This window comes from Kribbia dieselivorans NBRC 106261 (assembly GCF_001552435.1).
Taxonomy (GTDB): domain Bacteria; phylum Actinomycetota; class Actinomycetes; order Actinomycetales; family Dermatophilaceae; genus Kribbia; species Kribbia dieselivorans.
The window spans coordinates 53,603-80,208 of record NZ_BCRE01000004.1 but is presented as its reverse complement, the minus strand read 5'-3'; the positions used below and the strand labels follow the sequence as shown (position 1 = coordinate 80,208).

The 26,606-nt window shown below is 66.9% G+C and carries 25 protein-coding genes and 1 tRNA gene; 5 read left to right on the top strand and 21 right to left on the bottom strand.

The features are described 5' to 3' along the window. Window positions 1-562: 562 nt before the first annotated feature. Genes KD1_RS00775 through KD1_RS00765 form a run of 3 tightly spaced genes read right to left on the bottom strand, consistent with a single transcriptional unit; the run spans window position 563 to window position 4,911 of the window. Window positions 563-2,461: a DUF262 domain-containing protein gene (locus tag KD1_RS00775; RefSeq protein WP_068396061.1), complete on the bottom strand. Its 1,899-nt coding sequence runs from the start codon at window positions 2,459-2,461 to the stop codon at window positions 563-565. An 18-nt stretch (window positions 2,462-2,479) separates the two neighbouring features. Next, window positions 2,480-3,439: a BsuBI/PstI family type II restriction endonuclease gene (locus KD1_RS00770; protein WP_068396058.1), complete on the bottom strand. Its 960-nt coding sequence runs from the start codon at window positions 3,437-3,439 to the stop codon at window positions 2,480-2,482. After that, complete coding sequence (locus KD1_RS00765) at window positions 3,436-4,911, bottom strand: Eco57I restriction-modification methylase domain-containing protein (protein ID WP_245627221.1); 1,476 nt, start codon at window positions 4,909-4,911, stop codon at window positions 3,436-3,438. The genes KD1_RS00770 and KD1_RS00765 overlap by 4 nt, the downstream gene beginning before the upstream one ends. A gap of 280 nt (window positions 4,912-5,191) precedes the next feature. Here KD1_RS00765 and KD1_RS17130 point away from each other — a divergent pair, with 280 nt between their 5' ends. Continuing rightward, the gene (locus tag KD1_RS17130) at window positions 5,192-5,746 is read left to right on the top strand and encodes a TetR/AcrR family transcriptional regulator (protein ID WP_217995761.1); all 555 of its coding nucleotides are present in this window, start codon (window positions 5,192-5,194) and stop codon (window positions 5,744-5,746) included. 438 nt (window positions 5,747-6,184) lie between these two features. Beyond that, window positions 6,185-7,846: a recombinase family protein gene (locus KD1_RS16065; RefSeq protein WP_083541875.1), complete on the top strand. Its 1,662-nt coding sequence runs from the start codon at window positions 6,185-6,187 to the stop codon at window positions 7,844-7,846. Here KD1_RS16065 and KD1_RS00750 read toward each other — a convergent pair. The 6 genes from KD1_RS00750 to KD1_RS00725 all read right to left on the bottom strand — a co-directional run bounded on the left by KD1_RS00750 (window position 7,806) and on the right by KD1_RS00725 (window position 12,095). After that, window positions 7,806-7,879, bottom strand: a tRNA-Val gene (locus KD1_RS00750). The two genes, KD1_RS16065 and KD1_RS00750, sit on opposite strands and share 41 nt — an antisense overlap. Window positions 7,880-7,969: 90 nt before the next feature. Further along, on the bottom strand, window positions 7,970-8,506 hold the full coding sequence (locus tag KD1_RS00745) for a TIGR02611 family protein (protein ID WP_068396048.1): 537 nt from the start codon (window positions 8,504-8,506) through the stop codon (window positions 7,970-7,972). Then, window positions 8,503-9,351: an aminotransferase class IV gene (locus KD1_RS00740; RefSeq protein ID WP_174521082.1), complete on the bottom strand. Its 849-nt coding sequence runs from the start codon at window positions 9,349-9,351 to the stop codon at window positions 8,503-8,505. Before KD1_RS00740 ends, KD1_RS00745 begins: the two co-directional genes overlap by 4 nt. Next, on the bottom strand, window positions 9,348-10,370 hold the full coding sequence (locus KD1_RS00735) for a chorismate-binding protein (protein ID WP_068396045.1): 1,023 nt from the start codon (window positions 10,368-10,370) through the stop codon (window positions 9,348-9,350). Before KD1_RS00735 ends, KD1_RS00740 begins: the two co-directional genes overlap by 4 nt. Continuing rightward, the gene (locus KD1_RS00730; RefSeq protein ID WP_245627219.1) at window positions 10,367-11,128 is read right to left on the bottom strand and encodes an enoyl-CoA hydratase/isomerase family protein; all 762 of its coding nucleotides are present in this window, start codon (window positions 11,126-11,128) and stop codon (window positions 10,367-10,369) included. The genes KD1_RS00735 and KD1_RS00730 overlap by 4 nt, the downstream gene beginning before the upstream one ends. Next, on the bottom strand, window positions 11,118-12,095 hold the full coding sequence (locus tag KD1_RS00725) for an EamA family transporter (protein WP_157073091.1): 978 nt from the start codon (window positions 12,093-12,095) through the stop codon (window positions 11,118-11,120). The genes KD1_RS00730 and KD1_RS00725 overlap by 11 nt, the downstream gene beginning before the upstream one ends. Window positions 12,096-12,194: 99 nt before the next feature. Between KD1_RS00725 and KD1_RS00720 the strand changes: the two genes are divergently transcribed. The 3 genes from KD1_RS00720 to KD1_RS00710 all read left to right on the top strand — a co-directional run bounded on the left by KD1_RS00720 (window position 12,195) and on the right by KD1_RS00710 (window position 15,140). After that, window positions 12,195-12,989 (top strand): enoyl-CoA hydratase-related protein, encoded by a 795-nt coding sequence (locus KD1_RS00720; RefSeq protein ID WP_068396040.1) that lies wholly within the window; start codon window positions 12,195-12,197, stop codon window positions 12,987-12,989. An 80-nt stretch (window positions 12,990-13,069) separates the two neighbouring features. Further along, window positions 13,070-14,206: an acyl-CoA dehydrogenase family protein gene (locus KD1_RS00715; protein ID WP_068396037.1), complete on the top strand. Its 1,137-nt coding sequence runs from the start codon at window positions 13,070-13,072 to the stop codon at window positions 14,204-14,206. A gap of 37 nt (window positions 14,207-14,243) precedes the next feature. After that, window positions 14,244-15,140 (top strand): SDR family oxidoreductase, encoded by an 897-nt coding sequence (locus tag KD1_RS00710; protein WP_068396034.1) that lies wholly within the window; start codon window positions 14,244-14,246, stop codon window positions 15,138-15,140. Between the two features lie 65 nt (window positions 15,141-15,205). On the opposite strand, the gene KD1_RS00705 is transcribed toward KD1_RS00710, so the two are convergent. The 12 genes from KD1_RS00705 to KD1_RS00650 form a co-directional block, all read right to left on the bottom strand. After that, window positions 15,206-16,243 (bottom strand): phosphotransferase family protein, encoded by a 1,038-nt coding sequence (locus KD1_RS00705; RefSeq protein ID WP_068396031.1) that lies wholly within the window; start codon window positions 16,241-16,243, stop codon window positions 15,206-15,208. Window positions 16,244-16,282: 39 nt separating this feature from the next. Then, a complete protein-coding gene (locus KD1_RS00700; RefSeq protein ID WP_068396162.1) occupies window positions 16,283-17,131 on the bottom strand; it encodes an enoyl-CoA hydratase/isomerase family protein in 849 nt (282 codons plus the stop codon). Window positions 17,132-17,136: 5 nt separating this feature from the next. Beyond that, the gene (locus tag KD1_RS00695; RefSeq protein WP_068396028.1) at window positions 17,137-17,949 is read right to left on the bottom strand and encodes an enoyl-CoA hydratase/isomerase family protein; all 813 of its coding nucleotides are present in this window, start codon (window positions 17,947-17,949) and stop codon (window positions 17,137-17,139) included. Then, window positions 17,946-19,169: a CaiB/BaiF CoA transferase family protein gene (locus KD1_RS00690; RefSeq protein ID WP_245627218.1), complete on the bottom strand. Its 1,224-nt coding sequence runs from the start codon at window positions 19,167-19,169 to the stop codon at window positions 17,946-17,948. The genes KD1_RS00695 and KD1_RS00690 overlap by 4 nt, the downstream gene beginning before the upstream one ends. Beyond that, on the bottom strand, window positions 19,166-19,858 hold the full coding sequence (locus KD1_RS00685; protein WP_068396025.1) for an ABC transporter ATP-binding protein: 693 nt from the start codon (window positions 19,856-19,858) through the stop codon (window positions 19,166-19,168). Before KD1_RS00685 ends, KD1_RS00690 begins: the two co-directional genes overlap by 4 nt. Continuing rightward, complete coding sequence (locus KD1_RS00680; RefSeq protein ID WP_068396022.1) at window positions 19,855-20,556, bottom strand: ABC transporter ATP-binding protein; 702 nt, start codon at window positions 20,554-20,556, stop codon at window positions 19,855-19,857. The genes KD1_RS00685 and KD1_RS00680 overlap by 4 nt, the downstream gene beginning before the upstream one ends. Further along, the gene (locus KD1_RS00675) at window positions 20,553-21,659 is read right to left on the bottom strand and encodes a branched-chain amino acid ABC transporter permease (protein ID WP_068396019.1); all 1,107 of its coding nucleotides are present in this window, start codon (window positions 21,657-21,659) and stop codon (window positions 20,553-20,555) included. The genes KD1_RS00680 and KD1_RS00675 overlap by 4 nt, the downstream gene beginning before the upstream one ends. Window position 21,660: 1 nt before the next feature. Beyond that, entirely contained in the window at window positions 21,661-22,512 is an 852-nt protein-coding gene (locus KD1_RS00670; protein WP_157073089.1) for a branched-chain amino acid ABC transporter permease, read from the bottom strand. A gap of 69 nt (window positions 22,513-22,581) precedes the next feature. Next, window positions 22,582-23,814 carry an ABC transporter substrate-binding protein gene (locus KD1_RS00665; RefSeq protein ID WP_068396016.1) on the bottom strand — a complete coding sequence of 411 codons (1,233 nt, stop codon included), beginning with the start codon at window positions 23,812-23,814 and terminating at the stop codon, window positions 22,582-22,584. 251 nt (window positions 23,815-24,065) lie between these two features. After that, a complete protein-coding gene (locus KD1_RS00660) occupies window positions 24,066-24,848 on the bottom strand; it encodes an enoyl-CoA hydratase/isomerase family protein (protein ID WP_068396013.1) in 783 nt (260 codons plus the stop codon). Between the two features lie 30 nt (window positions 24,849-24,878). Continuing rightward, window positions 24,879-25,640: an SDR family NAD(P)-dependent oxidoreductase gene (locus KD1_RS00655; RefSeq protein ID WP_068396010.1), complete on the bottom strand. Its 762-nt coding sequence runs from the start codon at window positions 25,638-25,640 to the stop codon at window positions 24,879-24,881. A 31-nt stretch (window positions 25,641-25,671) separates the two neighbouring features. Then, the gene (locus KD1_RS00650) at window positions 25,672-26,595 is read right to left on the bottom strand and encodes a hydroxymethylglutaryl-CoA lyase (RefSeq protein ID WP_217995760.1); all 924 of its coding nucleotides are present in this window, start codon (window positions 26,593-26,595) and stop codon (window positions 25,672-25,674) included. Between the last annotated feature and the right edge of the window lie 11 nt (window positions 26,596-26,606).

The window sequence follows — 26,606 nt, the reverse complement described above, 5'->3', positions numbered from 1 at the left end:
TGGCTCCCGTGCCGGCACGTGCTACCGAGCATGGGGGTCATCATCCCGAGCAGGGCGTAGAACTGGGTTGGGGTGATTGGCATGAACGGCACGTCGGCCTCCTTGGGGCTGGCGTCACGCCCCGGGGCCGCGCTAACGGTCGGCCGGGGTCTATTCGTGCCCCGAGCCCTGCCCTGCTGTGTGTGCACTGTGTGTGCATCGCGGCAAAGAAGAAGCCCGAGACCTGGGCTGTACCGCAGAATCTCGGGCTTCTCGTTCGGTGGGCGCAATGGAGCACTATGGGAACAGGCGACCACGGGTTGAGAGGCTAGTTTCCGCGTGGAATCAGGGCATCCGCGAGGATGCCACCCCTGTCGGAGAGCCGGACGACCCCCTGATCGACGCGTCGGCGGAACCAAGTAAGCGACCTCGAACACGCCTCACGGACAGCGAAGTGGACGCTATGCGAACAGCCCGAGCGAGCGGCGTCAGCGTGAACGCGCTGGCGAGGCAGTTCGGCATCCACCGTGGCACGGTGTGGGCCAGGATTCGTGAGCATTAGCCGGTCGAGCGGGATGACTTCTCACAAGGCGTCGGAACCGAGGTCCTCGATTTCAGTGGGGTCCTCATCGAAGTCCCCATCGGCTTCGGGAGCTTCTGTGATGATTACAGGTTTTCCAATTGCCTTCTCGATCAGAACCACAAGCTCATTGCGGCGCTTTCGGAACGCCGACTCGAAGTCGTCGGTGCGCAGCAGAGCCGGGTCTACGAGGTGACTCCGCAGCCTGCTATTGACTTCCTCAGGCTCAGCACCGTCGCCTTCGATGCGCGCGAGGTACTCGCTCGGTGCGATGCCTCCGATGATCCGATTGGTCCGGGCTGTAAGTGGGGTCTTGTTGATGATCGAGTCGTAGACCTGCTTCGGGATGCCCGTCTTCTTGCACCAGTCCTGCGGAAAGATGTGGTGGATGTCCACGTTCTCATCAAAGAAGATCGTGTGACTGAATGTCTGACCCGAACGGAAGTCCTCTGCCCCGCGGTTCATGAGCAGTGCGTTCACTCCCTTGTAGGCGGCAGAGAGTCTCATGCGCATCGTATCCAGACGATCGGCTCGTACCGTTGCGTCGCGCACTGTCGAGGGCTCTGAACCACCGCGCACCCAGTCCACAACCTCGATGAAGTCCTTCGCGATTCGCGTCTCAGTGGACGAGCCGTATAGCTCACCGAAAACGCCATTCCAATACCACCGACGAATCTTCTCGATGGCTGCCGGTGAGTCGGCATCTCGACCAAGCTCGGCGAGAATCGCAGCAAGTGGGACAACTTGGCTCTGGTAGGGCAAGTCCTTCACTCGGTAGATGTCGAGCTGGATCAGGAACTTGGCGGCTGAGAGGAAGCCCTCTTCGACGCGGTGCTGGTACTGCTTGTACGCGTCCAACGGGAGATTGAGCAGGACCTGCCTGGTCGCGGAGACTTGAGGGAGCTCTCTGCCCGTCTTGCCCTCTCCCTTCGCGGATTCACGCAAGTCTCGTGTGTGAAACAACGAGATCGCTTGCAGGAAGTCGGTGTTCCCGACCCCGGAGAGCACGCCCTCCGCCGCTGACGGCAGCCGCATTGCTGCGCGCAGTCTGCCATGCCGCCCTTCGCCCTCTTCTGTGCCAAACCAGTCTTTTCGCAACTCATAGCCGTCGGCTGCATACATAGCGGTGATGAGTTCGAATGCATCGAGCGCCTTACCGCCGGTATTCACCTTCTCGAAAACGACGCAGACCGCTTCTTTACTTGTAGACGCCGAAAGTTCAATCTGCGGCACGAGGTACGCCGTGAAGTTCTTGATGACCCTTTCATGGAACTCGTTCAGTCGCTGGAACCGAGCTTGGAAGTCCGCAGTGCCGCTGTATTGCATTACGAACGCCGTTTGCCAGTCGGCGTAATCGAGGACCGAGGTCAGTGGGAACATCATGTTTTCGAACTCCAACTCACGCGTGGAGAGATCGAGTTCGACTACCCGCCCGAACTCTGACGTCACCCGTCGGCTTTCGGGAAGGATGACAACGGCCTCATCACGATCCCCGGCTTCGTCCAGGCATTTCTCAATGTCGAGATAGAACCACCTTCTTACCCGCTGGCGCCTCGGAGTCAAGGTCGCCACGACCTGCTTGCGGACCAGCACTTGGTACAGCGATGTGAGACGTTGCTGACCGTCAAGCAAGAGGGAGTCGGGCGTCTCATCAGCCGCAGCCGCGGGTGCTCCCTCCAACGGCCGTGGCTTGAAGTCCACTGCACCGCCTGTACGCAGGGTCATGACGGCACCAACTGGAAACCCCCGAGAAATGGAAGCAATCAGGCCCCGGATACGCTCTTCGTCCCACACCCAGCTGCGCTGAAAGTCAGGCAGCTGAAGTCGCCCCTCTTTCGCATTCTCAAGGAGGGTCTGTAGTCGGACAGAGCTGGCGGTGAAACTGGTATCGGGGTTGGTCACTGTTTCCTCGTTCGATGCTCAGGCGTAAGGCCCAAGGAAGCGTTCGCCGTTGTAGTGGATCATGTGGGTCGGGTGGTCGGCGCACCAGACTTCGGACTCCCACGCGACCTTGTCGACGTACTTGCGAAACTCCGCCCGGTCAGGGAAGCACGACACGTAGACGAGACCTGCCGTTGACTCGGCGAACAGGTCGGCGAGTTCGGCTTGTCGTTTGGAGTCGACGGGGCCGTGAGAGCTTGCTGCTTCCAAGAGCACCAACCAGTTGCGGTCTGGAATGTAGATGACGAGGTCCGGCATCTTGCCGTGCTCGTTGACTTTCACGTTGAGCGCCGCCAGGGCTTCGCGTTCGAAAAGTGCCCACTTGTCGCCCGCATCACCGATGTAGAACACCTGACCGCCTGGGGTGAAGCGGGGGCAGAAGTCCTCGACCATCGCCTTGAGAAGTACGTTCTGCCCGCCGGGCGTCAAGGTGAAGGTCGAGCAATCCGGAAGCGTGAGCGGGATGCGATCCATCTCGCGTGCAGCCGCGTAGCGGGCCTTGAGCCCCGGCAGCTCCGCGAGGTACCGATCGACGGCCAACTGCCAGTAGTCGGTACCGTATGCGCGCAGGACTTCCAACGCCTCGGCCGTGACCTGGTAGTTCCACTTCGGAGAATTGACCGGGCGTTGCGGCTCATCGGGGTTCTGCACTACGAGCTGGACCTCCACGAACTGATGGAGCGTGAACCGACGGACAGTCTCACGAGTGTTCGGCGCGTAGTCTTTGCCGTACTCGTCCCGGATGAAGTTCATGATCGCCCGCGTGCCGAGCATCGGGTTGGCGGCCTCTGCCCAAGACTCGGATGGTGCGAGGCGCAGAAGCGCCAGGAGCACAAGCGCCGATCTTTCGTTGCTGCGCTCCGCGTCCATGCCGAGCGTTTCGAGGACTATCCGCGCATCTTCCACTCGCTCATAGGCGGTCTCGCTCAACTCGCTCACGGGGCGATCAACTCCATGACCAAGAAGTCCACTTCGACCTGGGACGCGGCACCGTTGCGGCCCAGTTCGCGCAGTGCGGCCGCTGTGGGGAACCGCAAGGATCGTAGGTCGGTGGCGTTGACCTGGGTGTGCCCGGAGAAGGTTCGGAAGAACTTGTCGATGACGGAGGAGTTGAGCCACACGGCGATGCCCTTGGCGAGGTCTTCGTCCAAGCCGTGGCCTCCGATATGGAAGACGTTGAGGTGGTTCTCGAACGCTACCTCGCCGGGGTTGTCCGCGGGCGACCAGACCGAAGCAACGATCCGACGGCGCTCTTCCTTCGCGCTGAAACGCTTGACGACCGCGTACCAGCCCTCTGGCAGGAGCATGCCGCGGTCTTTGTCATCACTGGGTCGGAACCACTGGGGCTTACGAATCTCTCGTGGCCAGAGCACGCTGCCGTCCCGGAGGTTGCCGGGATAGACCAATGGCACGGCGTCCGGCTGTTCGACGGCACTCAGAGCATGACGCGACCGGAAGTCCACCACCCGACCAGTGGAGACTTGAACACCAAGATCGGTCAGCGAGCACGGCTGGGAGAGCACCACGTCGGCGACAGCCGTGTCGTCGGCATCGGTCGCCAGCCGGATGAATCGGTGGGGGTCGTTGGGGAAGACGACCTCGTCGTAGGCAACGGCACGGGACGAGATGTCATCGGTATGGCTGCGGCTGACCGAGAGTTCGACGACCCCAGGCGTCGCACCTCGTGTTCCGGCGAAGACCACGTTTTCCTGGAGGACCCCGGTATCTGCGAAGACCGTCGAGCGGGAATCGAAGACGTGCACTCGGTCGAGCGCGATTGAGTCGAGCAAGTGGGCACGGAATGCGCCGAAGTATGGGCCGTTGAAGAAGGAGCGGGGGGTGATCGCGACGACCTGCCCGCCTGCCCTGAGTGCCGCGACGGACAGAGAAAGGAACGCCGCATACAGGTTGGGCGCATCGACTCCGGCAGCACGCATGGCCGTGCGATGTGCGCTGGACACCGCCAGCTTCCCGTATGGAGGGTTCTCGATCACGAGATCGAACTGGCCATCAAGGCTGAGTGACGCACCCAAGCCGACGGAGTCGAGAATGAAGTCCGCTTCGACAGCCTCGGCGTGGACTCGGCCACCGCCAGCGTGCTCGCACGCAGAGAGCGTGGCCCGAAGACTCGGCAACACAGCGGGGTCGCGCTCAACCGCAACGATCTCAATGGACAGGCCCGGTCGCTCCGATAGCGCGCGGCTGACGAGTGCTGCGGCAAGCACGCCTGAGCCCGCGCCAGGGTCAAGCACACGCAGAGTTCCCGCCTCGGGTAAGCGGGGCATCGAAGCGATGAGCTGAGCCGCAGCTGCAGGCGTGAAGAACTGACCAAGCTCGCTCTGCGTGCGCGCATCGAGCCCACCGAGGGCGGCAACTCGCTCGACCTCGGCGACATCCAGGAGGTCCGCCATCAGCACCATCCCATCGTATCTGGGCCCACTGACACGCCGCCGGGAACACGCAGACCGCGAGCAGAGTACCGCTCCTCCCCGGTCGTCACGCTCGTCAGTTTCGCTTGTTGCTACTGACCTCGTTCGAGTGATCACGCGTCTTGCAGATCAAGGTCCGTACTAGTCTGTATGGAACTGGGTGATGTGGCCGAGCATAGCCGCCCAGCGGTGAGGAGTAATCAACGTGGTGGAGAAGCGGCGGGGTCCGGGTCGTCCGGCGTATGACTCAAAGCAGAAGCTCGTGGCAGCGACATGCACGTTGCTGTCGGAACGTGGGTTCGAAGCGACGAGCCCGGTGATGATCCAGCAACGCTCCGGCATCGGACAGGGCAGCATGTACCACCACTTCCCCGGCAAGGGGAAAGAGGGCCTGGCGCTGGATGCGATCAGTCACATGCGGGCCAGCACCCTCGCGTTCCTCGACGGCACCCCCTCGCCTCGTGGCGCAGACGTCGAGGCGGTGCGCGAACACATCGTCGCCGCGCTCGATCGTCTGTTCGACCGTCGCGAGGGTCAGGCGCTGATCCGGCTCATGGCCGACGGGGTGGCCGGGGCGATCAAGCCCCTCGCTCAGGCGACGCAGGACTGGTGTGACGACATCCGTGGAGTGATCGTGGTGATGCTCCGCGCCGACGATCCTGCCGAAGACCCTGAGGTGGCTGATGCGGCGGCCAGCTTCCTCGCTCCCGAGTTCGAGCACCTCGCCGACGAACTCTTCACTGCTGCGCTCGGGCGCGGTCTGGCCAGGTTGCCGAAGATCGCGTTCCACCTGTTCCCGGACGGCGAAGAGGCGTAGTCTGGCCACAAGACAATTCCATACGGAGTAGTACGGTGCTCGAACTGCAAGAGGCGTGTCGTCTCGAACAGGGTCTGATTGACGGGCAGTAATCCGGTGTCGTGATCCGCATTTTGGGAGGTGCTGCGCACCTACCTGTCATGAGGACTGAGGATCGACGCCTACGGCTACGGGTGACACGGAGAGACGAGCCTGATCTCGGCAAGCTCATCGAGTGGGTGCTCGGAATCACCGAGGCCCGGCACCGCGCATGGATCAACGGCGAGCCCGACCCCTACGGGCTCCCGCTGCCCGTCGGCATAGAGCCCTTGATCTTGGGTGGCGCAGTCGGTGCCGGAAAATTTCCGGGACCGTCAGGCTCCCCGAAGCGCCGAGCGGTTCGACCACCATGATCTCCACTACTCGAAGCGACCGGCTCGACCACGAAGGAGGCCCATCATGACCACCACGCTCACCACTGACGCCAGCACCGAGGAGGAAGCCCCGGTGCTGCTTGCGGTGTCCTACCTGCGGGTCTCGACGCGGGAGCAGGCTGAGCGTGGCGGCACTGAGGAGGGGTTCTCGATCCCGGCGCAGCGTGAGGCCAACCAGCGCAAGGCCGACGAGCTGGGGGCGCGGATCGTGCGGGAGTTCGTGGACGCGGGCGAGTCTGCGCGTTCGGCGGATCGCGACGGGTTGCAGGACATGCTCGCCTTCATCGCCGCGACGCGGGTGCAGTTCTGCCTAGTGCACAAGCTCGACCGGCTCGCCCGCAACCGCGCCGATGACGTGAAGATTCACGAAGCTCTGCTTGCTGCCGGGGTCACTCTCGTGTCGGCTACCGAGTCCATCGACCAGACGCCCTCGGGGATGCTCGTTCACGGCATCATGTCGTCGATTGCCGAGTTCTACAGTCGCAACCTCGCTACCGAGGTCACGAAGGGGCTGACCCAAAAAGTCGCGCAGGGTGGAACGCCGATGCGTGCGCCGGTCGGGTACCTCAATGTGCGTCGCACCGACGAGCAAGGCCGAGAGGTCAGGACGGTTGAGGTTGATCCCGAACGTGCTCCGTTGATCCGGTGGGCATTCGAGACCTACGCCCAGGGCCAGACTTCCGTGACTGGGCTGCTGCGAGACCTCACCGCACGCGGCCTGACGACCGTGCCGTCGCCGAAGCGACCGTCGAAGCCGCTGGGGAAGAACACGCTCTACAAGCTGCTGACCAACCCGTACTACGCGGGCGTGATCCGCTACAAGGGTGCGCTCCACCCAGGCGCGCACGAACCGCTCATCAAGCCTGCCCTGTTCGACCAGGTGCAATCGCTCCTGAAGGCACGCAAGGCGCAGGCAACCCGACATGTCCAGCACGCCCACCATCTCAAGGGTTTGTTGCACTGTGGAAGCTGTGGATCACGGATGCTGCTCGACTTCGCCACCAACCCGCGCGGCACGACCTACGCCTACTTCGTCTGCTCCGGACGAGCGGCGAAGAAGACGAACTGCACGAGGCGAGCGGTGCCCGTGCAGGTTGCGGAACGACTGGTCGAGGACTCCTACGCCAACATCACGATCAGCGAAGACGACTACCGACACCTCGCCGCCGAAGTCGACGCAGCATTCGACAAGCGAGGTACCGGGCGCGACCAGGAGTTCGCCGACCTCACCGCGAACCGAGCACGACTCGAAGCCGAGAGCGACAAGCTGCTCGCCGCGCACTTCACCGACGCCATCGACCTCCCGACGCTCAAGCGGCATCAAGACCGCATCCGCGCTGGGCTGGCCGACATCGAGCAGCGCCTCACCCACCACGACGAACAACATACCGGCGGTCGGGCGTTCCTTCACGACAGCCTGCGGCTGCTCACCGACGCGCACCGCGCCTACGCGCACTCCGATGACGGAAGCAGGAGGCTCGCGAACCAAGCGTTCTACACCCGGCTGGAGATCACCGAAGACGAGCAACTACGCCAGACACTGGCCGAGCCGTTCGCGACCATGGTCCACGAGGCCGGAGGCAAGGAAGCCAAACGGGAACACTCCACATCTTCTGATGTCGCGTGTTCCCGTAAGACACTGTGGGTGGACGTAAAGGGACTCGAACCCCTGACCTTTCGCGTGTGAAGCGAACGCTCTAACCAACTGAGCTATACGTCCGTGGTGCTGTCTCCGGCCCCACGTCTCGAGCCGTGACAACCCCGGAATACTACCCACAGAACCCCGAAACCTCGAAATCGAGGGTCCAGGTCAGGCCGGATTCACCCCGGGCAGCCAGAGCAACCAGGTCGAGATCGGGTCGGGCACCCACCCGGCCACACCCGTCATCACGAGCGTGCCCCACATCAGCGCCCACGCCAGCACAAGCGTCGCGCCGACACCCACCAGACGCCACGACCAGGGCAAGACGAGCACCCAGCGCTCCCAGCCCTTGAGCCGGGCCTTGCCGTGGTGAAGCAGTCGTTGGGCCCATTCGAACTCCGACGACCACACCGCGACACCGAGGAACACCACGACCCACCCCGGCCCGGTCAGCGGGATCATCGGGATCCCCACCAGGATCAGCACCGCGCCGACGAGGCCGATGACGCTGCGGTACACGAGGTGAGTGACCGGATGGCGCCGCAGCGCGCGCCGCCACGCCCATCGATCCTCGTGCGCGTCGAGGGTGATGTTCGGATCGGCGTAGCGCCGGTCGTCTGAAGCGCGCTGCTTGGCGAGTTCCTCACGCTGCAGGTCGAGCATGAGCCGCCAGTAACCCGGCTGTCGGCCCACGGCCGAGGTCATGGGTCGAGACGGTCGGCGGCGAAGCGCGCGAAGACCTCCGCCGCGGCCGCGGTGACCGGTCCGGGCGCCGCGAACGTCGTGTCGTCCACTGCGTGAACGGCCAGGACGTCCTTGGTGGAGGAGGTGATGAAGACCTCGTCGGCCGAGAACAGGTCGGAGAGCGGCATCGTCTCCTCACGCACCTCCATACCGGCCTCGCGGCACCACTCGATGGTCAGGGCCCGGGTGATGCCGGCCAGGCAACCCGACTCCAGCGGAGGCGTGAGGATGACCCCGTCCCGGACGACGAAGATGTTCGTTCCGGTGCCCTCGCACAGCTCGCCGCGGGTGTTGGCCATGATCGCCTCGACTCCCCCACGACGCTTGGCATCGGCCAGGGACACGACGTTTTCGGCGTACGAGGTCGTCTTCAGACCCGCGGTCGCGGCGCGCTCGTTGCGCGTCCACTCGACCGTGCAGACCTTGACCGACGGCGGGTTGGCCGGTTGCGCTCCGGCGGTGACGATGTAGGTCAGCGGCGAGTCGGCCCGGTCCGAGCCCAGCGGCCCCGCTCCCCCGGTGATCGTGTACCGCAGTCGACCGAACTCGATCGGGTCACCCTCGGCCAGGACCGCCTCGACACCTGCGGCAATCACGGCGTGATCGGCCGGCGGCAGGCCCAGGCCCGCCAAGGTGTGATCGAGTCGGCGCAGGTGCCGCGTGGCCGCGAACACCTGACCCTGGGTGATCTTGGCCGTCTCGAAGGCCCCGTCCCCCACGGTGACTCCGTGATCGAGCGCGGCCACGGCGGGCTCGCCCTCCCCCGTCAGTCGCCCGTTGACCCAAACCCGGATCGCGTCACTCATACCCTCACCCTTCCAGATGCGATACCCACCAATCGGTCGGCCTTGAGTTCGGTCTCCTGCCACTCGGCCTCCGGGTCGGACCCCCACGTGATCCCGGCGCCGGCGCCGAACCGCAGCCGCCGTTGTCCATCCTCCATCACCGACCAGAACGTTCGGATGCCAACGGCGAGTTCCGCTGTGCCCGCGTCACCATCGATCCACCCGATCGCCCCGCAGTACGGACCGCGTTCGGTGGGCTCAAGCTCGGCGATGACCTCAAGAGCCGTCGATTTCGGAGCGCCGCTGACCGAGCCGGGCGGAAAGGTGGCGGCCAGGATCTCGGGCCAGCTCACGTCCTCCGCCACGTGCCCGACGACGTCGGTGACGAGATGGACCAGCCCAGGGTGCTGCTCAGGCGCGCACAGCGCCTCGACGTCGACGGTGCCGGGCCGGCAGACGCGCTGGAGGTCGTTGCGCACGAGGTCGGTGATCATGACGTTCTCGGCGACGTCCTTGGGCAGCATGGCGTCGAATGTGGGAGCGGTGCCCTTGATCGGGCGGGAGACGAGGCGCTCGCCGGAGCGCGTGAGGTAGGCCTCGGGCGAGGCGCAGACGACATCGAGGCCGCTGCCGGGGACGTGGATCCGCGCAGCGTAGGGAGCCGGGTTCCCGCTCGCGAGCAGCGCCTCGAGCCCATCGAGATCGGCGTCATCGCGCAGGGGGTGTTCGAGAACCCGGCAGAGGTTGACCTGGTAGACCCGCCCGGACGCGACGTCCTCGCGGATTCGGCGCACCCCGGCGACGTACGTGTCGCGGTCCATCGACGTCGACCACGGTGCCGTCAGCGGCTCCCACCGAGCGGCGAGCGGTGTCTGGTCAGGCCCGACAGCACGTTGCACCGAGGCAAATCGGATCGCCGTGACCTCGCCTTCGAAGGTCACGACGACGGCCCAGAATCCGGACGTGACCCCGTTGAGGTCCGGACGAACCTCAACGGGGTCGCGGCACTCGATTCCACCGAATCGAGCGTGACCGATCATTTCTTGGGTGTGGTGAAGGCCTTGATGAGTGCCTGGGCGTCCTCGGTGGCCACGGCGGCGGCCACCGTCTTGGCCTCGTCGAGCCCGGCCTCGGCGCGCGTGGACTCCGCACGCATGAGTCGCTTCGCCTGGCCGAGCGCGAACGGAGGGCCGCCGGCCAACTGGGTGGCGACCGTCGTCACCGTCTCATCCAGGGATTCGGCCGGCACGACCATGGTGGCCAGCCCCCACTCGCGAGCCTCTTCGCCGACGACGACCTTGCCGAGCAGGGCCAATTCGAGGGCGCGCTGAGTGCCGACCGCGCGCGGGATGAGGTACGAGGAGCCCACGTCCGGGGTCAGTCCCACTCCGGCGTACGCCATGAGGAACTTGGTGGAGTCGGTCGTGATGACGATGTCGCAGGACAGCGCAAGCGCCAAACCGGCACCGGCCGCGGCGCCCTGCACCCGGCCGACGACCGGCTTGGCCATGGCGAGGAGTCTCTGGTGCGCGCCGTCGAGCACGTCGGCCAACTCGGCCACGAAGGTCGCGGCGTCGTCCGCGTCGTTCATCGCCGCCAGGTCGCCGCCACCGCAGAAGCGCTTGCCCGCTCCGGAGATGACCACCACACGCACGTCGTCATCCGCGGCAGCCCGCTCGACGGCCGCGTCCAGGGCCGTCGCCAAGGGCATGTTGACGGCGTTGCTCGCCTCGGGGCGGTTGAGCGTGATGCGGGCGATACCGCCCTCGGCGGTGTAGAGCACGGGCTCAGTGGTCACGCGGTTCTCCTTCGTCGGGTGGTGAATCCGTACGGCCTTGATCATGTCGTGCGGCGGCCGGCTTCCGCGAGGCCGCGACGATGATGATCATGACAGCCACGATGACGAGGCCTCCACCCAGCACCACCGACCAACTCAAGGGCTCGCTGAGAATCGCGACCCCCAACGCGACCGCGACGATCGGATTGACGTACGTGTGCGTCGTGACCAGGGACACGTCCATGTGGTCGAGCAGCCACACGTAGACCGTGAAGCCCAGCATCGAGACGATGAGCACCATGTAGGCCATCGCGCCCCACGCCACCGGACCCATCCGCAGGTCCACCTGTTCGCGGGTCACCGTGGCCATGACCAGGAGCAGCAACGCCGCCCCGCCCAACTGGTAGGCGGCCCCGACCAGGTTGTCGGCCGGCATGGCCAGGTACGGCTTGCCCCACGATCCCACGGCCCACCCGGTCGCCCCGGTCAAGACGATGGCCGCGCCCACAAGCGGGACGTGCGACTGCCCATCGCCGGCCACGACGATGCCGAGTCCACCCAGGCCCAGAACGATGCCACCCAGGGCACCGATGGTCGGGCGGATACCGGTGAGCGCTTGAAGTCCGACGACGATCATCGGCACACAGGCCACCAGGAGGGCCGTCACCGAGGTGGAGACCCCATGCGATTGCCCGAGTGCGTTGAAGCCGTTGCCGATCCCCAGCAGCAGTGCCCCCAGGACGGCAGCTCCGACGATCTGACGCACGGGCACACGTAGCGCCCGTGGCCCGCGGGCAACGAGGACGACCAGCCCCATCAGAGCCGCCGAGAGCGCAAAGCGCATCGACATGCTCGCCAGCGGCGAGGCCTCATCGATGACCAGCCGGATCGCGAGGTAGGGCGATCCGAGCACGACGTAGACGAACATCAGCCCCGCCCAAGCCCGCGGGCTCGGCGATCCGCCCATTGCGCCTGTGACGACGTTCACGCACTGCCTCCTTGTTGACGGCGACCTCCCTCTTGCACCCGCGGCCACCCGGGGGCTATCTTTGCACCAATTGTTGGACCAATAACGAGAAGGTGGCACATGACCGACTTCACCGATATCACATATGAGGTCGACAACGGCCTCGCGTGGATCACCATCAACCGCGCCGATCGCTACAACGCCTTCCGGTCGCGCACCGTCGATGAACTGGTCAAGGCGTTCAAGATGGCCTGGGTCAGCTCGGAGGTCGGTGCGGTCGCCCTGACCGGAGCCGGCGAGAAGGCCTTCTGTACCGGCGGCGACCAGAAGCAGCGCCAGGAGACGGGCGACTACGGTCCGTCCGAGAGCGGCATGCTCGAGATCGAGGCCCTGCACCGCGTCATCCGCGACGTGCCCAAGCCCGTCATCGCCGCGGTGAACGGCTTCGCCATCGGCGGCGGCCACGTGCTGCACGTGCTCTGCGACCTGAGCATCGCCTCCGAGACGGCCATCTTCGGCCAGAACGGCCCCCGCGTCGGTTCCTTCGACGCCGGCTTCGGCACCGGCTACCTGGCCCGCGTCGTGGGTGAGAAGCGTGCCCGCGAGATCTGGTTCCTCTGCCGTCGTTACTCCGCTCAGCAGGCCTACGATTGGGGTCTGGTCAACAAGGTCGTTCCGGCCGACCAGTTGCGTGCCGAGGTGCGCACCTGGGCCGACGAGATCCTCCAGCTCTCGCCGACCGCCATCAAGGTGCTCAAGCAGTCCTTCAACGTCGACACCGAGCAGTTCGGCGGCATCGGTCAGATGGCCATCACCAGCCTGAAGATGTTCGGCGACGCCCCGGAGGCCCTCGAGGGCATCAACGCCTTCAACGAGAAGCGCCTCCCGGACTTCTCCAACTACCGCGGCAACTGACCCTCCCCCACGACTCCGGCCGCCGGACGGCGCTCCCGTCGTCCGGCGGCCGGCCACCACGACACCGAAGGACACCCGCAATGCGCTTCTCCGAGGAGCAGACCGAGTTCGCCCGCGCGATCCGCAACTTCGCCGACACCCACTGCGCGACCTTGCAGCAACGCGACAAGCTCACCGACAACGGTGCGCTCAAGAACAGCCCCGAGATGCTGGAGAAGCTCTCCGACCTCGGCTGGCTCGGGGTCTCGCTCCCCGCGGAGTTCGGTGGTGGCGGCGCCGGCATGGTCGACGAATGCATCTTCCTGGAGGAGACCTCCCGCGGCCTCGTGCCGATCCACTCATACTCCACCGGCCTGACCGCCGCCCAGACCTATCTCAAGTACGGCAACGACGACCAGAAGCGCACGATCGTGCAGAACATGGTCGCCGGCAAGCTCGAGGCGATCTCGCTCAGCGAGCCGGGCGCCGGCTCCGACCTCAGCGGCGTCCGCATCCGTGCCGTGCAAGAGGGCGACGACTGGATCATCGACGGGCAGAAGACCTGGTGTTCGGCCGCGCACGTGGCCGAGAACATCCTCCTGTTGGCCCGTACCGATACCTCCGGCACCCAGCACCAGGGTCTGACCCTGTTCATGGTGCCCCGCCGCTCCCCCGGTCTGGACATCCGTGAGATCAAGACCATGGAGGCGCGCACGGTCAACGACCTCTACTTCACCAACGTCCGGGTGCCGTCCTCGGCCATCGTGGGTCAGTTGAACGGCGCGTGGAAGCACCTCATGCGCGGGCTGGCCGTCGAACGCCTCATCATCGCCGTCATGGCCGTCGGTTCGGCCCAGCGCGCGGTCGATGACGTCATTGCCTACACCAAGCAGCGCGAACAGTTCGGCCAGTCGATCAGCTCGTTCCAGGCCGTCCGTCACCGGATCGCCGATATCGCCACGGAGGTCTCGCTCTGCCGCTCCTTCGTCTACGACCTCGCCGACCGCATCGACCACGGTGAGGAGGACGCGCTGAGCCAGATGTCCTCCATGGCCAAGATGAAGTGCACCGAGACGGCCAAGGCCGCCACCCTCGAGGCCATGCAACTCATGGGCGGCTACGGCTACGCCCGCGAGTACGGCATGGAGGAGCAGGTGCGTCACAACCTCGTCCCGCCGATCTACGGCGGTACCAATGAGATCCAGCGCGAGATCATCGCCAAGACCCTCAGTCTGTGATCCGCCACCACCCACCCACGCGCACAAGGGAGTACGCATGACCACCAGCCCATTCCGTTCCGATGTCCTTGCCGGCAAGCAGGTCCTGATCACCGGCGGAGGGACCGGCCTGGGCCGTGGCGTGGCCGCACACCTCGTCGCCCACGGTGCCGAGGTTCACCTCTGGGGCCGCCGACCGGCGGTGTTGGAGGAGGCGGCCGCACAGGCCTCCGGCGGACGTGACGGAGTCGTGTTCCACCAGACGGTCAACGTGCGCGACGCCGACCTGGTCGACCAGGCCATGCAGGAGATCTGGGATCAGCACGGCCCGTTGACCGGCGTCATCAACAACGCTGCGGCCAACTTCATCGCCCCGACCGAATCGCTGAGCGCCCGCGCATACGAGGCGGTCAGCTCGACCGTCATGGACGGCTCGTTCAACACCACCCACGCCGCCGGGAAGCGGTGGATCGCGGGTGGGGACAAGGGCGTCGTGTTGTCCACCCTGACCACGTGGGTGTGGACCGGATCGGCGTTCGTCGTGCCGTCGGCGATGGGCAAGGCCGCGGTCCACGCCATGACCATGTCCCTGGCCGCCGAGTGGGGCCGTTACGGCATCCGCCTCAACGCCATCGCCCCGGGGCCGATCCCCACCGAGTACGCCTGGGACATGCTCAACCCGACGGAGAAGTCGTCCGCCGGGGCCACACAGGCCGATGCCGTGCCGATGCGTCGGATGGGCACCATCGAGGAACTCGCCAACCTGACGATCTTCCTGCTCTCGGATTCGTGTGACTACCTGACCGGCCAGACCATCGCCATGGATGGCGGCCAGATGCTCGCCGGTCCCGGCACGTTCGCCAGCCTGACGTCGATGTCCGAGCAGGACTGGGCCGAGGCTCGCGCCAAGAGCCAGGCCGCCAGCGAGGCAGCCAAGGCCCAACGCGGCGTGTGACTCCCTCCCCCCGCCGAGTGATGAATCCGCGTGGCCTACAGGGTGCTGCAGGCCACGCGGATCCATCATTTGGCGGCAGTGGGGGGCAATCCGGCCACGCGGTGCGCGGCGTCGAGGAAGGACCGCACCTGCGCCGGGTCGTCGTAGTACGCGTCTCCGGCGCCGGAGCTCGCCCGGCGGCGGCCGTACTCGTAGAGCACCGCGAGCTTCCACAGCGCCATCGCCTCGTACCAGGCCAGATCGGACAGGTCCGCCCCCGTGGCCGCGGCGTACCGCTGCGCCATCTCGTCACGGGTCAGGTACCCCTCCTCGAGCATCGCCGTGCCGAGGTCCTCGGTCGGCGTGCGCGGAGCACCGTTCACCGGGCATGACGTGAGGAAGTACGCGAGATCGAAGAGCGGGTCACCGACGGTGGCGAGCTCCCAGTCGAGCACGGCCAGCACCCGGCCGGGGGCGTCGGCACCGAGGATGACGTTGCCCAGCCGGTAGTCGTTGTGGATGATCGCCGCACCCGATTCACTCGGGACGTTCGCCCGTAGCCACGCATCGATGGCGGCGAACTGCGCGGGGGGTTCGCCCGAGTCTGCGGCGATGAGGGCACCCATGCGGTTGACGTGGCGTGCGTTGAACCCCTCCGGCCGCCCCATGTCCCCCAGTCCCGCGGCCCGCCAATCCACGGCATGCAGCGCCGCCAGGGTGTCGACCATCGACTCGGAGATCCGACGCCGAGCCGCGGGAGTGGCCAGCGACGGGGGCGTCGTCGTCGTGACGACCGGTCCCTGCACGTAACTCATGACGTAGAACGGGACCTCGATCACCTCGCCGGCCTGGGCGGTGGCGAGCACCGCAGCGACGGGCACGTCGGAGCCGGCCAAGGCCTGCAACAGCCTCGCCTCGCGCAGCATGTCGTGCGCACCCGGTGGTGTCGGCGGCGGCGGTGGCCGCCGTACCACCACCTGACGTTCCCCGTCGTCAACGAGGAACGTCAGGTTGGAGTGACCGTCCCCGATGGGACGGGTCGTGACCGGCCCGCCGTTGGTGACGCCCCGGTCCCCGAGGAACCGAGCCAGGTCCGTGCGTTGGTCATCCGACCAGTCCCACATGGGAATCCTCCTGTGTTGCGGCCACTGCCGGCCGAGCGGTCATCGACCGGTGAAGTGCGGTGCGCGCTTCTCCTTGAACGCGGCCAGGGCCTCGGGCATGTCCTGCCCACGGGTCAGCAGCGCCTGCCCACGATTCTCCAATTCGAGGGCTGCCGCGTACGAGGTCACCTCACGGTTGTGCTGCAGCGCACGCTTGGAGAGCCGAACGCCTCCCGGCGAGTTCGCGGCGATCGCGTTGGCCAGGGCCATCGCCTCGTCCATGAGGTCCTCGGCGGGGACCACCCGGTTGATCAGGCCGATGCGTTCTGCCTCCTCGGCCTTGACGAGCCGGGCGGTGTAGCAGATCTCCGCGGCCCGCGCCGGGCCGATCAGTCGCGTCAACTGCCAAGACGTCCCGAGCTCGCCGGCCGACAGGCCGACCTGGACGAAGGCGGCACTGAGCTTGGCGCTCGGTGCGCCGAGCCGCATGTCCGCGGCGAGGGCCAGCGAGAGCCCGCCACCGGTGGCGGGGCCATGGATGGCGGCGATGACCGGGAACGGCAGATGGTGGATCGCCGCGATCCCACCGGTGGCCAACTCCTGGAACTGCAGGAACTCGCGGACCCCCATCGTCGTGATGACGTCGATCTCGTCCAGGTCGAAGCCGGCGCAGAAGGCACGTTCGCCGGCTCCGCGCATGATCATGGCCCGCGCATCGGTGTCCCGCAGCGCGTCGGCGACGACGTTGAACTCGGCGAACATCCGAACGGTGTTGGAGTTCATCCGCTCGGGTCGGTTGATCGTCATGACGACGATGCGCCCGGGAAGGATGTCCAGGGTCAGCGTCTCCAGGTCCGGCGCCGTGTAGTTCTTCAGCTCGGCCGTGGTGTCGGTCTCGTCGATGGTCATACGGTTCACTCCCCCGTGAATTTCGGTGCGCGCTTCTCCTTGAAGGCAGCCAGCGCCTCGGGCATGTCCTTGCCCCGCGTCAGCAGGGCCTGACCGCGGTTCTCCAGTTCCAGGGCCGCCGCGTACGAGGAGACCTCCATGTTCGCCTGCAACGCCCGCTTCGAGAGTTGCACGCCGCCGGGTGAGTTGGCCTTGATCAGTTCGGCCATGGCCAACGCCTCCGGCAGCAGTTGGTCGGGCTCGACGACCTTGTTGACCAGCCCGATCCGGTCGGCCTCCTCGGGGCCGACGATGCGCCCGGTGTAGCAGATCTCGTTCGCCAGGGCCGGGTTGATCAGTCGCGGCAGCAGCCACGAACAGCCGAGGTCCCCGGCCGTCAGGCCGATCTTGACGAACGCCGCATTGAACTTCGCTGCCGTCGAGGCGATCCGGATGTCGGCCGCCAGGCTCAGCGAGAATCCCCCGCCCGCCGCCGCGCCGTTGACCGCCGCGATGACGGGAACCCGCAGGGTGCGAATGGCCAGCAGTCCACGCGCGGCCAACTCCTGCTGGTCGAGCATGCCCAGCGGGCTCAGCGCGGTCAGGGTCTCGGCGTCCTCGAGGTCGAAGCCGGCGCAGAACGCGCGACCGGCGCCGGTGAGGATGAGGACCCGCAGGTCATCCTCGAGCTTGAGGGTCCGGGCGAGGGTCTCCAGCTCGCGGAACATCGTGTTGTTCTGGGCATTCATCCGCTCGGGGCGGTTGAGCGTGGCGACGACGACCCCGTCGACCGGCCGGTCGATCGCGATCGTCTCGAACTCGAGTGTCGTGGACGTCACTGCGTCTCCCTTTCGTTGCGGCGGTCGACGACGGCGCCGTCGGCCACCCATTGCTGAATCGAAGTCGGGTCGATCCCCCACTGCGCCAACGCCGAGTGCGTGTGTTCACCGGGCAGCGGCGGACGGCGCCGCAGGGCCGCAGGGGTGCGGCTGAACCGGGGTGCGGGTGCGGGCTGAACGATGCCGTCGACCTCGACGAACGTGTCCCGGGCCTGGTGGTGGGGGTGTGCGGGCGCTTCCGAGAGGGTCAGGACCGGAGCGATGCAGGGCGTGCGCCCCACCGCCCGCGCCACCCACTCCTCACGGGTGCGCCCCTTGATGGCGGCGGCGATCAACTCCCGCAACACCGGCCACCGGTCGCGGTCGTACTGCCCGGGGCGCTCCGGCGGCAACTCGAGCAGATCGCACAGGTCCTCGAAGAAGTGCGGTTCCAAGGCCCCGACCGACAACCAGGCGCCGTCGGCGGTCTCGTAGGCGTCGTAGAACGGTGCTCCGCTATCGACGAGGTTGGTCCCGCGTTCCTCACGCCACGAACCGTTCTGGGCGTACCCGAAGAAGGCCGTGCCGAGCAGGGCCGCTCCCTCGACCATGGCTGCGTCGATGACCTGGCCGAGGCCGGAGGACTGTCGTTCGTGCAGGGCCGCGAGGATGCCCAGGGCGAGCAGCATGCCCCCGCCGCCGAAGTCCCCGACCAGGCTCAGAGGCACGGCCGGAGCATCGCCGCGTCGCCCGATCGTCGAGAGCACCCCGCTGAGCGCAACGTAGTTGATGTCGTGCCCGACGGCCTGGGCGAGCGGCCCGTCCTGGCCGAAGCCGGTCATCCGCCCGTAGATCAGGCGCGGGTTCCGCTCCAGGGCCACCTCGGGACCGATCCCGAGCCGTTCGGCGACGCCGGGTCGCATGCCCTCGATGAGAACATCCGCCCGCTCGACCAGATCCAGGACGACCTCGGCCGCCCGGGGGTTCTTCAGATCGACCGCCACCGACTCCCGCCCCCGATGGAGGAGTTCCTCGCGGGGGTTCTCGTTCGGGCTGACCATCCCCGTGCCGACCGGGCGATCCAGGCGGAGCACCTCGGCGCCCAGATCGGCCAACAGCATGGCGCAGAACGGACCCGGCCCGATGGAGCCGACCTCGACGACGCGCAGGCCGGCCAAGGGCCCCGTACCCGATCGCGGATCCAACGGGGTCGGCGGGCTCGATTCGTGCCCGGGCTTCACAGCGCAATCAACTCCTGGACCTCGCGCTTGCCCAGGTCCTCGACCGGGCCGTCACCGACCAGTTCACCCTTGCGCAAAGCGAGGTAGCGATCGGCGATCTGCTGGATCATCCCGATGTGCTGTTCGACGAGCAGCAGTGCGGTGCCGGACTCCCGGATCGCGCGGAACGCCTCGGTCAACTGGTCGATGATGACCGGCGCCAGTCCCTCGGTGGGCTCGTCGAGCATGAGCAGTTTCGGTGAGGACATCAGGGCCCTGGCGATGGCGAGCATCTGCTGTTCACCGCCACTGAGGGCCGTGCCGTGCCGGCTGCGACCGCGCTCGAGGTTCGGGAAGAGCGCGAACACCCGCTCGACGGTCCAGTAGCCCGAGCGCCCCGAGGCCCGTCCCAGGTGGATGTTCTCCTCGACGGTCAGGTTCGGGAAGATGCGCTTGCCCTGCGGGACGACGCTCACCCCCCGACTGGCCGGCTCATGCCGGGAGCGACCGATGGGCGAGCCGTCGATGAGGATCTCTCCGGTGACGTGCGGCACGCCGTAGACCGACATCAGCGCGGTCGTCTTGCCGGCGCCGTTGCGGCCGACCAGTCCGACCGTCTCGCCCTCGTCGATCGCGAACGACACCCCTTGGAGCACGATGGCTCCGGCGTACGAGGCGCCGACGTTGCGGAACTCCAGGACGGGCGTCATGCCGCACTCCCCAGGTAGGCCTGCACGACGGCAGGGTTGCTGCGGACCTCGGCCGGTTCGCCCGAGGCGAGCACCTCGCCCAGATTGAGGACGGTGATGCGGTCGCAGGTGCGGAAGACCCCTTCGACGTCGTGTTCGACGAGCAGGGCGGCGACCTCGCGTTCGCGGCAGATGTCCCGCACGTGCTGCAGCATCCGCACCGACTCGTCCTGCACCAATCCGGCACAGGGCTCGTCGAGGAGCACGACCTTGGGGTCCCCGATCAGCGCCAGGGCGAGGTCCACCGACCGCTGGGTGCCGTAGGCGATCTCGCTGCACACCCGGTCCATGACCGGGGCCAGACCGAGGGTGTCGACCAAGCTGGCCAGGTCGCTCTCACCGTTGCGTTCGGCGACCATCTCCAGTTGGTGACGCACCGTCATCGAGTTGAAGACGCTCGTCCGTTGGAACGACCGCGCGATCCCGTGGCGGCGCCGCCAGCGCGGCGACCGCGCCGTGATGTCCTCACCGTTGAAGGTCACGACGCCGCTGCTGACTCGCGCCCGACCGGAGAGTCCGTCGATGAAGGTCGACTTCCCGGCACCGTTGGGGCCGATGACTCCATGGACGAGACCGGGTTCAAGGGCGATGTCCACGTTGGTCAGGGCCTTGACCGCGCCGTACCGCACGCTGAGGCCACGTCCCTCGAAGATCGTCATGACTGGTCCTCCGGACTGCTCGGTTCGGACGTGCTCGGTGGGGTGGCCTGGCGCCGCCGGGACAGCCGGCCTCGCACCCACTTCTCCAGGCTCCCGAGGATGCCTCCGGGCAGGAACATCAGCACGAGCACCAGGGCGATGCCGGTGTACAGGTGCAGGTTGCCGGAGGTGTTGAACCGCGACTGGGCCAACACGTAGACGATCGCCCCGAAGATCGGCCCGGCCAGGACGCCGAGGCCACCGACGATCGCGGCGGTCAACGCGTCCCCGGCCTTGGTGAAGCTGAGCAACTCCGGAGAGACGTAGGCCGCGTTGAGGGCGAAGAGGGCACCACCGATCGACGCCACACAGCCGGAGACGACGAACGCGATCAGGCGCGGGAGGTCGGTGTTGAAGCCGGAGAAGCGCATCCGCTCCTCGTTCTCGCGGATTCCCTCGAGCACCGTGCCGAAGCGGGACCGCCCGGTGATCCACAGCCACAGGGCGCAGACCATGAGGAGCACCCAGGCCACCGGCCAGAACAACGCCGCGTTCATCATCGACTTCTGCGTCAGACCCAGGAAGGTCCCGCCCGACAGGTCGATCTGCAGCCCGTCGTGGGCGCCGGTCCACGGGATGGCGATGCGCTGGGTGGAGAACTGATAGAGCGCCTGCCCCAGGGCCAACGTCAGCATGAGGAACGTCATCCCGGTCGAGCGCACGACCAGCACACCCATGATGAGCGCCAACAGCGTGCCGACGACGACCGCGACAACGAAGGCGACCGTGGGCGTCATCGACCATCGGCCGATCCCGATGCCCACCGTATAGGCGGCACCGCCGAAGAACGCCGTGTGACCCAGGCTGATCAAGCCGAGATGGCGCGCCAGGAATCCGATGGACAGCGCGAGGAAGGCGAGGATGACACCGTCGAGGACGAGTCCCATGTTGAACTTCGAGGAGACGAGATAGGGCACCGCCAGCCCGAGCAGGGTGATCACCGCGATGATGCCGCCGCCCACGAGCCAGTGTCGGTGGCGCGCGATGGTGCCCAATCGAGTCTGCGAGTCGCTGCCGCCGGGGGTGATGGTCAGCTCGGGCGCGCCGGTGAGGTTGTCCGTCATGTCAGGCTCGCTTTCCGGCCAGGCCCTGGGGCCGCCACAACAGCACCACGACCAGGGCCGCGTACGGAATCAGCACCGACAGGCTCGGCGCCCAGATGGCACCCACGGTCTGGAGGATGCCCAGTGCCATCCCGGCCAGCATGGCGCCGCCGATGCTGCCGGCGCCGCCGATGACCACGACGATCAGCACCTGGATGAGGATCGCGACGCCCATCGCCGGGTGCACCGAGACATACGGGGCGGCGAGGGTTCCCGCCAAGCCCGCCAACGCGGCGCCGATACAGACGACGAGCAGACTGACCCGGTCGACGTTGATGCCCAGGATCGCCGAGGTCTCGACGTCGTGGCTCGCGGCGCGGATGTGCAGGCCGACCCGGCTCTTGCGCAGCCAGTACACGAGACCGACGGCCAGCGCGAGGGCGATCCCGATGACGAGCAGTCGGTAGGAGGGGTAGTCGCTGCCGAGGACCGACGTGGTGCCGGTCAGCCCGGGTGGCGCGTCGACCGACAGGGTGCGCTCGCCCCAGATGATGACGATGACCCGCTCGATGATCATCGCCAGACCGAACGTCACCAGTCCCACCTCGATGTGGTTGCGGTGTTGCAGACGTCGGAAGAACACGAGCTCGAGCACCGCTCCGAGCGCCGCGAGCACGAGCGGCGCGGCGATGAGCGCGGCCCAGAACGAGACCTGCTGGGCGACCGAGTAGGCGATGTACGCGCCGGCCATGTAGAGCGCGCCGTGGGCGAAGTTCGTCACTCCGCGCAGGCCGTAGATCATGGCCAGGCCGGAGCTGAGGATCATCAGCAGTGAGCCGAGCGCAATGCCGTTCAGCAGCTGGGTGAGGTCCACGTCGTTCTCCTCTCCCGGGCGGGCCCGGTCCAGGCCCGCCCGACGTCAATCGAGTGGGGACGCACTCGATCAGAGTGTGCAGTCGGGGCTGGGGTCGCCCGCGATGGTCGCGCCGTCGGCCTTGTGCAGGATCTTCCAGCCCAGACCGGCCGTGCCCTTGTCGTCCTTGACGACCTGGCCGAGGTAGGACGGGCGAATCAACTGGTGGTCGGCTCCGCGCATGGTGACCTCGCCCGCGATGCTGTTGAACGTCAGGTCGTTGAGCGCCTCCTTGACCTTCTCGGGGTCGGCGCTGCCGGCCTTGCGCACGCCCTCGAAGAGGGTCTGGGCGGAGAGGTAGTTGTCGGCCACCACGTAGTACGGGCGCGCCCCGTCGTGCTTCTCTGCCCAGGCCTTGACGAACTCCTGGTTCTTCGGCTCGTCGGAGTTGACGTCGTACCCGAGGTTGTTGTTGAAGCCGACGATCTTGTCGCCGAGGGCCTTGAACAACGGCTCCGAGACCATGTTGAAGCCGAGCACGGTGTCGTACTTCTTGGAGAGGTTGAACTGGGCCATCTGGTTGACGAAGGCGACACCGTCGGCGCCGTACTCCACGGCGAAGAGGCCGTCGGCATCGCTACCCTTGAGCTTCGAGATGTACGACCCGAAGTCCGTCGTGTTCAGCGGCGCGAACTGCTCGATGCCCATCTTCTTGCCGCCCTTGTCGGCGGCGGCCTTGAACACCTTGGCGGAGGTGTGACCGGTCGAGTAGTCGACGGCCTGGATGTCCCACGTGGCCGCGGGCAGCTTGCTCAGGCCCTCGGCGACGGCGTTCATGTCCATGGTCGTGGACTGCACGACGCGGAAGGCGTTGGCGTTGCAGTCCTTGCCGGTCAGGGCGTCGTCCTTGCCCAGGCCGTTGAACGACAGCGCGCCGAGGCCCTCGAGCTGGGCGTTGAGGGCGCCGTGCTCGGTGGAGGTCATCACGCCGCCGATGAACTTGGCGTCCTTCTGGTTCACGGCCTCGCGGGCCGCCCGCAGCGTCGTCGCCGGGGTCGCGTCGGTGTCCATCTTGATGATCTCGACCTTGCGGCCGTCGATCCCGCCGGCCGCGTTGACCTCGTCGGCGGCGAACTGCCACGCCGCGTAGGCGTCCTGGCCGAACTGGGCCAGGGCACCGCTCGAGGGCGGGATGACCGCAACCTTGACGGCCTCCCCATCGGCGGAGTTTCCGTCACCGGCGCTCTGCGGGCTACCGCACGCGGCCAGCAGGCCGGACACGGCCAGGGCAGAGATGATGAACGTCGAACGAGTGCACTTCATCGGACACCTCGGGGTCATGGAGCTCGGGGCTCACAGTGATTCGATGCCACCGGTGTGGCATGCCTTTATTTTGGTCTGACCAACAATGGGAGAGCATCCCCCGATGGGGTCATCCACCTCCCCCACTGGGGTGAGTCGCCCACGCACGCCGGAGCGTCGAACGAGGGCGATACCTGACCCCACCCGATTCGGGTCGGCGAGGACCACGCGTGGTGGCCGACCCGCGCCGGGTGGGGCCGAGGGAACTGCGCTCAGGCGAACTCGGGGGCGCGCTTGCCGAGGAAGGCGGACAGCCCCTCCTGCGCCTCACCGTGCTCGAACAACTCCTGCTCCTGCTCGATCTCGTAGCGGAAGCCCTCGTCGATGGCGGTGTCGAAGGACGCGTCGACCGTGCGGACGATGGCCTTGAGCGCCGGCTGCGACATGCCGCACAGTCCGCGCGCCAGGGTCAGCGCCTCCTCGACGGCCGTGCCGGGCTCGACGAGCCGGTCGACCAGACCCATGACGTGGGCCTCGTCGGCCGGCACCTGCCGCGCCGTCAGCATGATGTCCAGGGCGCGTCCGCGACCGACCAGCCGCGGCAGCCGCTGCGTGCCACCGGCGCCCGGGATCAGGCCGAGCTTGACCTCCGGCAGACCGAGCTTGGCGTCTCGGCCCGCCACCCGCAGGTGACAGGCGATGGCCAACTCCAGGCCACCACCGAGGGCAAGTCCCTCGATGGCCGCCACCGTGATGTAGTCGGTGCCGGTCAGGCGGTCCAACGTCGCCCGCAGACCGTCACCGTAGGCGGTGAAGGAGGCGGCATCGATGTTGGACATGTGCTTGATGTCGGCACCGGCGGCGAAGACCCCGGGCAGGTCCGAGGCGATGACGACGATCTTGATGTCACCGCGGCGGTCGGCCTCGGCCAGCGCGGCCTCGACGCCCTCGATGATGACCGGGCCCAGGGCGTTGGCCGGTGGGCGCTGGAGCGTGACGAGCATGATGCCCGGCTCGGGAACGGCCCAACCGACGGCGGAGTTGTGTTCTGTCATGGTCGAATCCTTTGCTTCGGACTGGGCCACTCAGGCCATCGTCAGGCCGCCGCTGACGGACAGCGTCTGGCCGGTGACGAAACCGGCGCCGTCGGAGGCGAAGAACGCCACGGCGGGGCCGATGTCACTCGGCGTGCCCAGTCGCTTCATCGGCACAGCGCGGGTCATGCCGGCGATGACCTTGTCGGCGTCCTGGCCGGAGGCCTGGGTGAAGTTGCGCAGCGCCGGGGTGTCGGTCGGGCCCGGGCAGACCGTGTTCGCGGTGACGCCCTTCGTGGCCACCTCGCGGGCCAGCGTCTTCGTGAAGGCGATGATGCCGCCCTTGGAGCCGGAGTACACGGCCTCCAACGACGATCCGACCCGACCGGCGTCGGAGCCGATGTTGACGACCCGGCCGAAACCGCGCTCCATCATGCCGGGCACGACCGCCTGGATGACCCGCAGGGCGCCCTTGAAGTTGATGTCGAGGATCTTGTCCCAGAACTCCTCGTTCGTCTTGACGAAGGGCATGAAGTCGTCCCAGCCGGCGTTGTTGACGAGGACCTCGACCGGGCCGAGCTGCTGCTCGACCTCGGCGACGGCCGAGCGCACCGAGTCGGTGTCGGTGACGTCCATGCGCACCGCGATGACGTTGCCGCCCGAGGCTGCGGCGACCTCCTTGGCCGTGCTGGTGGCGGTCTCGCCGTTGAGGTCGGCGATGGCCACGGTGTGGCCCTGTGCGACGAGTGACTCGACGATGCCCCGGCCGATGCCCTGGGCACCACCGGTGACGATGGCGACGCGTGCAGTCATGTTTCTCTCCCGTGTGAGTGTGTGGTGAAGGTCAGTTGTGCCAGGTGACGGGGCCGGCAACGATGGAGTGGCTGGTCAGCTTCCGGCCCAGCACCGACTGCGCCTGGCGCGCGGCGTCGATGACGTTGCCCAGGTCGAGCCCGGTGTCCACGCCCATCTCGTGGAACATGCTCACGAGGTCCTCGGTGGCGATGTTGCCGGTCGAACCGGCCGGCACCGGACAGCCGCCGAGCTCACCGAAGCTCGATTCGAAACTCGTGCACCCGGCCTCGAGGGCGGCGTAGGCGTTGGCCAGCCCCTGCCCACGGGTGTTGTGGAAGTGGGCGGTCACCTCCACACCGGAGAGTCGTTCGAGGGCTCGGGTGAAGAAGGCCCGCGAGTAGGCCGGGTTGCACATGCCGGTGGTGTCGCCGAACCCGATCTCGGTGGCCCCGGCGGCGGCGAACCGTTCGGCCAGGTCGAGGACGTGCTGCATGTCGACGTGCCCCTCGAACGGGCAGCCGAACGAGGTCGCGATGACCGCCGCGCACTTGAGCCCCTCGGCGACGATGCGTTGGGCCATGACCTCGTTGTCGGCCATCGTCTCGGCGATCGTGCGGTTGACGTTCTTGCGGTTGTGGGTCTCAGAGCCGGAGACGAAGATGACGACGTCGTGGAACAGGTCGCGGTACCGCAGCGCGTTGTCCAGGCCCTTGCTGTTCGGCACGAGCACCATGAGGCGCACGTCCTTGGGAACGTCGATCTGCTGCAGCACCTCGACCCCGTCGGCGAGCTGCGGAATGACGTCGGGGCGCACGAAGCTGGCGACCTCGATGCGCTTGAAGCCGGCGGCCCCCAACGCGTTGATGAGCCGCACCTTGTCCGGGGTCGGGATGCTCTCGGGCTCGTTCTGGAAGCCGTCGCGGGGGCCGACTTCACGGATCTGGACCTTCTTGGGCAGGGCTGTCGTCGTCACGGTGATTCCTT

Coding starts and splice junctions, on each gene's coding strand:
- KD1_RS00685 (WP_068396025.1), bottom strand. CDS start 19,858: ATGACGCCCGTCCTGGAGTTCCGCAACGTCGGCGCCTCGTACGCCGGA.
- KD1_RS00735 (WP_068396045.1), bottom strand. CDS start 10,370: ATGATCGGTCACGCTCGATTCGGTGGAATCGAGTGCCGCGACCCCGTT.
- KD1_RS00710 (WP_068396034.1), top strand. CDS start 14,244: ATGACCACCAGCCCATTCCGTTCCGATGTCCTTGCCGGCAAGCAGGTC.
- KD1_RS00765 (WP_245627221.1), bottom strand. CDS start 4,911: ATGGCGGACCTCCTGGATGTCGCCGAGGTCGAGCGAGTTGCCGCCCTC.
- KD1_RS00720 (WP_068396040.1), top strand. CDS start 12,195: ATGACCGACTTCACCGATATCACATATGAGGTCGACAACGGCCTCGCG.
- KD1_RS00655 (WP_068396010.1), bottom strand. CDS start 25,640: ATGACTGCACGCGTCGCCATCGTCACCGGTGGTGCCCAGGGCATCGGC.
- KD1_RS00715 (WP_068396037.1), top strand. CDS start 13,070: ATGCGCTTCTCCGAGGAGCAGACCGAGTTCGCCCGCGCGATCCGCAAC.
- KD1_RS00705 (WP_068396031.1), bottom strand. CDS start 16,243: ATGTGGGACTGGTCGGATGACCAACGCACGGACCTGGCTCGGTTCCTC.
- KD1_RS00745 (WP_068396048.1), bottom strand. CDS start 8,506: ATGACCTCGGCCGTGGGCCGACAGCCGGGTTACTGGCGGCTCATGCTC.
- KD1_RS16065 (WP_083541875.1), top strand. CDS start 6,185: ATGACCACCACGCTCACCACTGACGCCAGCACCGAGGAGGAAGCCCCG.
- KD1_RS00675 (WP_068396019.1), bottom strand. CDS start 21,659: ATGACGGACAACCTCACCGGCGCGCCCGAGCTGACCATCACCCCCGGC.
- KD1_RS00740 (WP_174521082.1), bottom strand. CDS start 9,351: ATGAGTGACGCGATCCGGGTTTGGGTCAACGGGCGACTGACGGGGGAG.
- KD1_RS00665 (WP_068396016.1), bottom strand. CDS start 23,814: ATGAAGTGCACTCGTTCGACGTTCATCATCTCTGCCCTGGCCGTGTCC.
- KD1_RS00700 (WP_068396162.1), bottom strand. CDS start 17,131: ATGACCATCGACGAGACCGACACCACGGCCGAGCTGAAGAACTACACG.
- KD1_RS00660 (WP_068396013.1), bottom strand. CDS start 24,848: ATGACAGAACACAACTCCGCCGTCGGTTGGGCCGTTCCCGAGCCGGGC.
- KD1_RS00680 (WP_068396022.1), bottom strand. CDS start 20,556: ATGACGATCTTCGAGGGACGTGGCCTCAGCGTGCGGTACGGCGCGGTC.